At 43.8% G+C, this 8,922-nt stretch carries 10 protein-coding genes and 1 pseudogene; 3 read left to right on the top strand and 8 right to left on the bottom strand.

Going from position 1 to position 8,922, the window contains the following annotated elements:
* Both LC605_RS29095 and LC605_RS29090 read right to left on the bottom strand, forming a co-directional pair.
* Positions 1-370, bottom strand: a pseudogene (locus LC605_RS29095) (6-aminohexanoate hydrolase); the annotation flags it as partial.
* A 133-nt stretch (positions 371-503) separates the two neighbouring features.
* Positions 504-752, bottom strand: a complete 249-nt coding sequence (locus LC605_RS29090; protein ID WP_118167283.1) for a Ycf34 family protein — start codon at positions 750-752, stop codon at positions 504-506.
* A gap of 86 nt (positions 753-838) precedes the next feature.
* Here LC605_RS29090 and LC605_RS29085 point away from each other — a divergent pair, with 86 nt between their 5' ends.
* Positions 839-2,155, top strand: a complete 1,317-nt coding sequence (locus LC605_RS29085) for a CCA tRNA nucleotidyltransferase (protein WP_229550922.1) — start codon at positions 839-841, stop codon at positions 2,153-2,155.
* A 269-nt stretch (positions 2,156-2,424) separates the two neighbouring features.
* Here the strand turns inward: LC605_RS29085 and rpmA are convergent, their stop codons facing one another.
* The gene (gene rpmA / locus LC605_RS29080; protein ID WP_229550921.1) at positions 2,425-2,721 is read right to left on the bottom strand and encodes a 50S ribosomal protein L27; all 297 of its coding nucleotides are present in this window, start codon (positions 2,719-2,721) and stop codon (positions 2,425-2,427) included.
* A gap of 30 nt (positions 2,722-2,751) precedes the next feature.
* A complete protein-coding gene (gene rplU, locus LC605_RS29075) occupies positions 2,752-3,159 on the bottom strand; it encodes a 50S ribosomal protein L21 (protein WP_229550920.1) in 408 nt (135 codons plus the stop codon).
* Between the two features lie 799 nt (positions 3,160-3,958).
* Here rplU and LC605_RS29070 point away from each other — a divergent pair.
* Complete coding sequence (locus tag LC605_RS29070) at positions 3,959-4,192, top strand: Nif11-like leader peptide family natural product precursor (RefSeq protein WP_229550919.1); 234 nt, start codon at positions 3,959-3,961, stop codon at positions 4,190-4,192.
* A 322-nt stretch (positions 4,193-4,514) separates the two neighbouring features.
* Positions 4,515-5,606, top strand: coding sequence for a nucleotidyltransferase domain-containing protein (locus LC605_RS29065; RefSeq protein WP_229550918.1), 1,092 nt, complete (start codon positions 4,515-4,517; stop codon positions 5,604-5,606).
* Positions 5,607-5,668: 62 nt separating this feature from the next.
* Here LC605_RS29065 and LC605_RS29060 read toward each other — a convergent pair whose 3' ends face one another.
* The 4 genes from LC605_RS29060 to LC605_RS29045 all read right to left on the bottom strand — a co-directional run.
* A complete protein-coding gene (locus tag LC605_RS29060) occupies positions 5,669-6,841 on the bottom strand; it encodes a site-specific integrase (protein ID WP_229550917.1) in 1,173 nt (390 codons plus the stop codon).
* Complete coding sequence (locus LC605_RS29055; RefSeq protein ID WP_229550916.1) at positions 6,819-7,082, bottom strand: hypothetical protein; 264 nt, start codon at positions 7,080-7,082, stop codon at positions 6,819-6,821. Before LC605_RS29055 ends, LC605_RS29060 begins: the two co-directional genes overlap by 23 nt.
* Positions 7,083-7,356: 274 nt before the next feature.
* Positions 7,357-8,607 carry a hypothetical protein gene (locus LC605_RS29050; protein ID WP_229550915.1) on the bottom strand — a complete coding sequence of 417 codons (1,251 nt, stop codon included), beginning with the start codon at positions 8,605-8,607 and terminating at the stop codon, positions 7,357-7,359.
* The coding region (locus tag LC605_RS29045; protein WP_229550914.1) for a hypothetical protein at positions 8,604-8,922 on the bottom strand (319 nt) is incomplete at its 5' end. The genes LC605_RS29045 and LC605_RS29050, both read right to left, overlap by 4 nt.

The following is an 8,922-nucleotide window of genomic DNA, read 5'->3' as shown; positions in this document are numbered from 1 at the left end:
TACTTAACTCATCAAGATGAGATTGGGTACGGTCTTGTTTTATACTTAACTCATCAAGATGAGATTGGGTACGGTCTTGTTTTATACTTAACTCATCAAGATGAGATTGGGTACGGTCTTGTTTTATACTTAACTCATCAAGATGAGATTGGGTACGGTCTTGTTTTATGCTTAACTCATCAAGATGAGATTGGGTACGGTCTTGTTTTATGCTTAACTCATCAAGATGAGATTGGGTACGGTCTTGTTTTATGCTTAACTGCTCAAGCCGCTTGTTTGTTGATTCGGCATAGCTAGCAGTAGACACTAGCAATCGCTTAACAGTTTCGAGTTCATCTTCTACATGGTCTAGTCGCTGTGCGTTGGTCATGCTGTTTTGTGTTAGCTGGTTTCTTTATCTTCGGCGATCGCCTGAGTGACAATAACTTTTGTTAGTTAGGGGATGCTTCTAAATTTTCTTACCGCCCATCGTTTTAAGTACTGCCACTCTCGTTCATTTTCTATCAAGTCGGCACTAATTCACCAGGACGCAACTTCGACCACTTACCCGTTTCTCGTTTAAAGCTCAGACAACCAACAACATCCCATTCCATTTCAATCACATCATCTTTAGTCCGAATGTTGACATTGATAGAAGGTTCATTCGGATCAAAATTTGGTGTTTCGGTCAAGTGAGGCTGTTGGTGCTGCCCTTCTACGGCATGATAGGTAACACAGCTGTCTACATAGTGGCAGTTCACGCAAATACACATAATAGAACCAACTCCAGGGGCCTTTATTGTTAATCTAACTTAAGCCCAACTGTTATTCATGAGTTGCTGGGTTGATTTTTATTACAATGCATGAATCAGTTCCTTCTACCCTAGCTCCCGAAAATTGGCCTTTTAGTTTGGAATTCTTGCCACAGCCAGCTTACATGGTAGGTGGTGCTGTCCGAGATGCCATCCTTGGCAGAACTCGCGAATATCTGGATCTAGATTTTGTTATACCATCTAAAGCAGTAAAGGTAGCAAGAGCGATCGCTCATCATTACCAAGCTGGTTTTGTGTTACTCGATGCCGAACGACAAATTGCTCGTGTGGTTTTTCCCCACGCTACGGCTGACTTTGCCCAACAGGAAGGAAATAGTTTAGAAGTTGATTTGCACAGACGGGATTTTACAGTTAATGCGATCGCCTATAATCCCCATACCCAAGAAATTATTGATCCTCTGCAAGGTTATGCAGACTTGCAACAGGGCATTTTGCGAATGGTATCACCCGCGAACTTAGAAGATGACCCTTTGCGCTTAATGCGAGGTTATCGCCAAGCTGCCCAACTAGGTTTTACTATTGAGCCAGCTACCAAAGCCGCAATTCGTTCTTTGGCATCACATATTAGCAAAGTTGCAGCCGAACGAGTTCGGGTAGAAATTGGCTATCTGCTGGCAAATTCTCAGGGTACTCCTTGGATCACAAGTGCTTGGGAAGATGGTTTACTTGCCCCTTTCTTCAAAAACGCCACTCGTGAAAGCTTGATCAAACTAGCAGCAGTTGACAATGCAGCTGCCTTACTCACCCAAAATTGGCAACAACTAGGGCTACAACTGCAAGAATGTGTCCGCGATCGGATCAAAACCACTTGGTTAGGTATTGCTAAACTTGCTTGTCTTGTCAACCCAGATCCGCAATTAGCAGAAATAGAGCTACAAGAACTAACTTATAGTCGTGCCGAAATCCGGGGTGTAACTACTGCTCTGAAGCTATTACCGCAGTTTCAAGTAGTCGATATGTCCTTGCGAGAACAATACTTTTTGTTCCATGATGCAGATATTGTGTTTCCCGCTACGGCAGTGCTAGCTGTAGCACTTGATAATTTGGTAGAGGCGATGTCAGGTGACAAGGCACTGCACACGGCAGTAGCTACAAAAGAGGAAACCAAACTAATCCACTGCCAAGTCTTGGCACCTTTGATCAACCGCTACCTCAACCCTGATGATCTGGTCGCTCATCCCACTCCCCTCGTGAGCGGGAAGGAGTTGATTATAGCATTAGATATTCCAGCTTCGCCAATTATCGGCCAACTGTTGAGAGAAATTGGCGTAGCACAAGCTGAGGGAAAAGTTTCAACAACAACAGAGGCGATCGCTTTTGCACGTCATATCATGTCCGCTTGATTACTTATTAAAACCGAAGAACCCCACCCCTCAATCCCCTCCCGAAGAGCGGGGAGGGGAGGTTTTGGCTTTAGACAAAACCGGGGTGGGGTGACGCGGATCGTGATGGGAAGTCAGTGGACTCAATAGACATCTGGTGAAATTAAATATGCGTCACCCAGAACCCTTGTAGAGACGTAGCAGTGCTACGTCTCTACAATTCTTTTTCACTCCTATGTCTAATGTCATTCCTTGGCAAGGGTTTCACGTTAAGTTGACACCCCCACATTCTAACTTGCCACGGCCTCAGCAGGAACTGCCTCAACAGCAGCTACGGGTGAGTAAACACTAACTTTTTTACGGGTTTTGCCCTTTCTCTCAAAAGTTACAACACCGTCGATTAAGGCAAACAGAGTGTCATCGCTACCAATACCGACGTTGTTACCAGGGTGAAATTTAGTGCCGCGCTGACGCACGAGAATGTTTCCTGCACGTACAACTTGACCGCCATAACGCTTGACGCCCAGACGTTGGGCATTAGAATCACGACCGTTGCGTGTACTACCTGTTCCTTTCTTATGAGCCATGATTTCCTCTTGTGTATCTACTTCTTTTTATTATTCAGCAGCGCTTTCAACTTCTTCAGCAGGAGTGCCATCGACAACGGGGGTTTCCTTCTCCGGTTCTCCTTGGGCAGCAAATACTGCACCGTTAAGGGTGATGGAGTCAATCATAAGTCTGGTAATTTCCTGACGATGCCCTCGCTTTTTGCGGGTTTTCTTTTTCGGCTTCATTTTGTATACCAGGACTTTACGACCTCGGAAATGCCGCAGTATAGTCCCTTCTACAGTCGCACCTGTCACTAATGGCTGTCCAATGGTGACTTCGCCATCGTGCTGCACGAGTAACACGGAATCTATTGTAACTTTTTCATCTGGTTCCTTTGCAAGTAGTTCAATGTCGTAAAACCGCCCTGGCTCTACTCGTATTTGTTTGCCGCCAGTTTCAATAATTGCGTAGGTCATGGAATTGTCCTTGAGGTTGCCGTACAGGTAGCTGGTTTTTGTCTCGTGTAGAGACGCTCTTGCCAGCTTTTGTAATATGTCTACCTGATCCGAGCAGGAATTAGACAGACAATCTACCACTTTATTTTATTAACGTCTGTCAAGTCAAGCTCTAATATCATGTCCGCCAAATTAGCCATAAGAACCCAAGTTGCTAGTTATCAAAAAGTGCCTTCTTTTAAGTACATAATTCAATTATTTAGTATTAAGAGATACTTAAGCAGTAGAGTTTTGTATCAATTTTATACTGTTTATAGGCACTAACTAGCAACTTACGTTAATAAAAGAACCCCACCCCCAACCCTTCAAGGGTTGGGGAGTCAATCTTCAAAGCCCCTCTGTGCCTCGGAGAGGGGTTTGGGGAGAGGTTTGCCGACTTGTGTATACACGGCAGGCCTACGGAGAGGGGAGCTGATTCTGCCTTACTTACTACTGTGCGATCGCTCATTTTGAAAAAATAGCAAGCCCGCCGCAGACATCGCCCACCAGCACAAATGTAAATTGCATTTACAAGTCAGAATAAATGCTTTTTAGCGAAATATTGCTACTATCCTAGGGCTGAGTTTTACCAAAAAGTTACATTAACATTAATATTAGCCGAAAAGTTGTATTTTCTTATCAAAATCAACAGATTTTTCTTCTTTGTTTTAAAATGAAAACTACGATGATTTATCCCAAAAATATTTACAAAAGTTACTGAATCACCAGGAGTTAAATTACTACATTCAAACCTGATACTTCAAATAGGAGATGTATTGTGATGACACAGCAAAATGCTGCCCGACTTTTTCAAGCTGTAAAACAAGATCAAGCATTACAGCAAAGACTCAAAGCAACAGCTGATCCAGAAGCCTTCATTAAGATTGCTCAAGAGCGTGGCTATGATTTCACCGCCAGAGAACTGGACACTGAGATCAGCAAATTATCTGAAGAAGATTTAGCCGCCATTGTCAATCCAGGATGGGGGACTAGACGCCACATTTATCCTAGATAATTCCTGCTTTAGGAAACCGAAAGTATAGGAACAACTAAATTGACAAGTTTTGCTCCTCAAGGGGATACCATTGCATCATCTCCTTTAGGGGCATTTCTGTTAAAAATCCTTTGTCTGCTCCACATCTCGCCACTTGCTTAACTCATGAGTTAGGATGACTACATTTTCATCAGGTGATAACGCCATGTGCAACTTTACTCTCAAACCTAACCCCCAACCCCTTCCCTACCAGGGAAGGGGAGCAAGAATCAAAGCCTCTCCCCGTTTCGGGGAGAGGAATGGAAGTGGGGTTTTAAGAATAAGTTGCACATCGCGTGGTGATATGAAAAGAATAGAAGTTGAGCAAAGAAGTATTTTAATTGGTTTGGCGGGTAGCCACGGCTATGGTTTAAATCGTCCTGATTCCGACTTTGATTATCGGGGAGTATTTATCGCATCCAAAAGGTATTACTTGGGATTTGATCACATAGAACAAAAAGATGCTGGTTGGGATGAACCAGGAATATTTCCATTTTTGGATGGTAACAAAGATACAGTTATATATGAATTAAGAAAAATCCTTCAGTTATTAGCGGGCGCAAATCCCAATGTTTTAGAATTGCTCTGGTTAAAGAACTATCCTTTTTTAAGCACAGTCGGACAGCATTTAATTAATCATAAACAGTTATTTTTGAGCAAGAAGGTAAAACATACTTACACTGGTTATGCTTTTGCCCAAATCAAAAAGATGGAAACTCATCGTAAATGGTTGTTAAAGCCACCGCAAAAAAAGCCAATACCATCTGATTTCGCTATAGAAGACGAAGCACCCCTCAGCAAAGATGAGTTAAATGCTTTTCTGGAGTATCTTTATAACTTAATCAGAGGACGAATTGAGTTTTTAGAAGAAGCAGAACAATTATACCAATTGTTGACAGCAGATATTGATTTTAAAGGAGTGTTAAAACAATATACTTTACCTGATGAAACTTTGGAATATACCCAACAGTTAACCAATAGCCGTAAAGATTTTATTCGCCTACTTCAGAAAAGCCAAAGCTATCAAATAGCTTTAAGAGAATGGAAGGCTTACTTATCTTGGCGGGAGAATAGAAATCCGGCGAGGGCAGAAATGGAAAGAAAGTCGGGTTTTGACCTCAAACATGGGATGCACTGCATTAGATTGTTACGCAGTGGAGTAGAAATATTACGGCAAGGTGAAGTGATTGTAGATCGGAGAATAGCCGGCGATGTTGAAGATTTAAAAGCTATTTTAAAGGGTGAGTATTCTTATGAACAGGTGATGAAAACGGCAGAAGATTTAGTCGCCGAAATGGAAATTGTTTATGAACAATCTACCCTACCTCACAAACCTGATTTGGAGCAAATTAATCAATTGTGTATGGAATTAGTGGAAATGCAAAAATGGCATTAACAGCCCGTGTTTTTCGTATCTCATTAAATATTTTTGAGTAGCGGATGAGTCGCGGCTAATCATCAAAAATCTGGGCATTCGCCCTTAGTAGCTTCTGGGTGAACGTAATAGCGAAGTACCGTATTTACATCGTCTCCGATCCAGTAGGCAACTCTGTCGGGGGAGTTACCAGACGCGATCGCCCAAGTTGCAAAAGTGTGCCTAGTAGAATAAGGGTTTAAATAGGGAGTTATTTCTTGATTTGATAACTTCCTCACTACTCCGGTCTGGTTTTTCCCGTCTCGGTTCCAAGCATGGCTCAACGCCGAACTAGTCATTGGACAGCCTCTTTTTGTTGAGAAGATACGGGAATCGCCTGATGCTGTTGGCTTCATCGATAGCAATAGTTCATGCAATTTGGCTCCGGAGCTGCACTGAAATATTCTGCTTTTACCGTTCTTTGTGCCTTTCTCTATCCCCAAAAGGTTTTTTGATCTGGAGATGCTTATCTGTAAGCAATCTCTCGAAACATCTTTCCAGGTAAGAGCAAAGGCTTCACCATGTCGGCAACCAGTCCAAAAGAGAAACTTTACGAGATTGCTGTAATGACTACATCGGTCGTCAGACTCAAAAGCTCCGATGATCGTATCTCGCTGTTCAATGGTGAAAGCCCTACAATCATCGGTGTTATTCTTGATTTTCTTAATTTTTTTGAGGCTCTCAAACGGATTAGCTCTGATGATTCCTTCCTCTAAAGCCCAACGACAGCATTGGTCAAATCGGAGTAAATATTTTGAAGCCATAAACTGGCTTGTGTTCTCCATCAGCCAATTTCTGATTTTTGGCGCGTCTAAAAGTGAACGACATGGCAGCCGATCGATAGTTCTGCTTACTACTTTGTAGGTAGAGTAGATTGTGGTTGCTTCTATCTGCCTGGACTGGAATTCTGTAAACATCTCCCACAACTCCCTTAAGTCGGCTTCACCTTTTGGGGGGAGGGAAATTAGGGAAGTTGCGATCGCACTAGGTCTAAACTGGTATCTCTCCAGAGTGGGGTCAAAGCGCCCCAATGAAATATCGGTTGCTATAGCATCCCGGCGCAAACGCACAATATCGCGATTGCGTTTAAGGTCTTTTAACCCCGTAGATATTTGAAATTGCTTAGGGAAGCCTTTGACCCGAAACCGCAGCAAAAGTTTGTCTGACCGTGGATCAATGCTGATCCATTTGTCTTCATTCTTCAGTTCCAACGACACAGAAATCGCCCTCCTCATCACGGTCAAGTTGCACGTAAATGGTGCGGAGGTCAGGTGCTACGCTCTTGTCAACCTCCTCCTCTTCGTCACCAGAACTAACAGCCACCCACGCTTTAACCGTTACAAAATATTCCCCGGTTTCGTCGTTGCGATCGTCAATTTCGCTGCTTTCAATTTTGCAATAATTTTCTTGATATTGAAGCGTCGTGCAATCACATCGAGGACAAGTTGTTTGAGTCATTGCAGATTTAAAAATTATTTCGATTTTTTAAGTTTTTTTAACCCCGAAAAATTTGTCTACAATTGCTAAAATCCGCTCTGGGAAAGATTTTAGCCGTCTACAGCCAAATTTTTGCGGTTCAAAAATTGTAGGCGGTGTAGACGGTCTATAACTCAATTAGTCATTAGGTCTTGGGCATTGGGTGGAAATATCAAAGTATTTGCAGCTTGATAACCAATTCGTCTGTAAAGCGTTGCCTACAGCCTGTAGACGGACTGTAGGCAAAGTGTAGACATTACTTTGACCACCTCCAGCCCAGGCGATCGCCATTTCCTTCCACTTCTCCTAATCCCCGATCAGCCATCGAAGCGAAGATAATTCGTACTTCATCTGGCTGCATACCCTCAAATAATCGGCTGGCTTGCAGCAGGATTCTGGCTTTTAAAACCTTGTCTGAATTGTTTTGACCCCAATCAAGGATAAATTGCTCGTACTCGTTCATGGCTGACGGTTGCGATTGCTCCCCCTCATCTCCCCCTGAGTCGGTTTCCATATGCACCATGTTCTCTGTTCCCAAGTTGCTCAAATCAAGTTCAATTGGGCAGTCATCGACTAGAAAGCGCTTTTTTCCTCCAGCTTTCAACCACTGCTCTAGTTGAGGATCTTTGAGTTTAGTCCTGGCGTATTCGCGTCCAAACTGCCCTAATCTCACTAAACAGAAGCAGCTGTAAAGAATGTCTTTGTCACCTTGTAACCCAAAGTTCTCTGCGGTGTCGTTTTGAGCCAACGCGCAAATGAACTGTTTGTATCGCCTGCCCCGTTTGGCGTGGCGTTTGATCCAGGATGTGGCATTGTCGCATTCATCCACCAAAATGGGAAATTCCTCCGCGATCATGAATCGTTCCCGACCGGCGATCGCATTATCTCCCCCTTCCCCTCGAAGCTGAACTAGCTGCTCAAGGATTTCTAAGTCTTTCCCCATTGCAGTGTCGATGGCTTTAAAGTTGCCTTTGCGACCAATGACATCCTTTTGATCAAGCCACGACCAATCATCCGGTTTCGCGTCGCTGTCATAGACAACAACTCGACCGCCAATTTTTGACGATAAGTATTGGGTAAAGGTTGACTTCCCATCGCCAGTACCACCGACTAAAGCAACGTGCTTTTGTTTTTTCTGGATATATTCAACCGGATCAGTGATTAGATTTTCGGGTTTCCAGTTGACATCAATAGCGCCAATAGTAAGCGCTAGCTGTGCTGTGGGCTGGGTATTGGCACGGGCCCACCCTTGGAAATTAAGCCGTGATGCTCGGTCGATATCACCGAGTGATTCCAGAAGAAGTTTGGCTGTTTGGCGATGTCTGCGACCAACTTCTAAAGTGCCAACAGATGCCCCTAGTATCCACGGCTTGGAGTCAGCCTTCTGACTCGCACCAAGAAATAGCAAGCCACAACTGACAACCAAACTACCCCAGAATGACCACTTAGCACAGGCATACATCTGCAAGTGTTGGTGTAACTGGGAGGGGTGTAAATTACTGCTCATATTCCTAGCAATACTCCCACAGCCACTAACCCAACACGGAGTAGGAGAATATCTTTGACCTCTGGCAGGGCTTGCCGCAAGTAAATTACGACAATCCCAGCGATCGCTAATACTCCCCACACCCCCAGGCGAATAAACCCAGGCATGGGTACACTTACCCAACAGCTACTCAACAAAGCCGGAATCGCCACTGTGGAAGCAAGGGTGTAAGCCAAGTCTGGCAGATTGTCTGGCAGTGCGATCGCACTTATCCACCCTTTTTTAAATTCCTCTAACCGTGATAGTTCGACTGTACTAGCGACTGGGGAATAACCC

Source organism: Nostoc sp. CHAB 5836 (assembly GCF_020829445.1).
In the GTDB taxonomy this organism is placed as follows: domain Bacteria; phylum Cyanobacteriota; class Cyanobacteriia; order Cyanobacteriales; family Nostocaceae; genus Nostoc.
Note: the sequence above shows the minus strand (reverse complement) of the source record. Positions and strands in the feature narration are given on the sequence as shown.

Excerpts from the sequence above, each read along its gene's own strand:
- LC605_RS29070 (WP_229550919.1), top strand. The coding sequence starts at position 3,959 with ATGACACAGCAAAATGCTGCCCGACTTTTTCAAGCTGTAAAACAAGAT.
- LC605_RS29050 (WP_229550915.1), bottom strand. The coding sequence starts at position 8,607 with ATGAGCAGTAATTTACACCCCTCCCAGTTACACCAACACTTGCAGATG.
- LC605_RS29090 (WP_118167283.1), bottom strand. The coding sequence starts at position 752 with ATGTGTATTTGCGTGAACTGCCACTATGTAGACAGCTGTGTTACCTAT.
- rplU (WP_229550920.1), bottom strand. The coding sequence starts at position 3,159 with ATGACCTACGCAATTATTGAAACTGGCGGCAAACAAATACGAGTAGAG.
- rpmA (WP_229550921.1), bottom strand. The coding sequence starts at position 2,721 with ATGGCTCATAAGAAAGGAACAGGTAGTACACGCAACGGTCGTGATTCT.
- LC605_RS29085 (WP_229550922.1), top strand. The coding sequence starts at position 839 with ATGCATGAATCAGTTCCTTCTACCCTAGCTCCCGAAAATTGGCCTTTT.
- LC605_RS29065 (WP_229550918.1), top strand. The coding sequence starts at position 4,515 with ATGAAAAGAATAGAAGTTGAGCAAAGAAGTATTTTAATTGGTTTGGCG.
- LC605_RS29055 (WP_229550916.1), bottom strand. The coding sequence starts at position 7,082 with ATGACTCAAACAACTTGTCCTCGATGTGATTGCACGACGCTTCAATAT.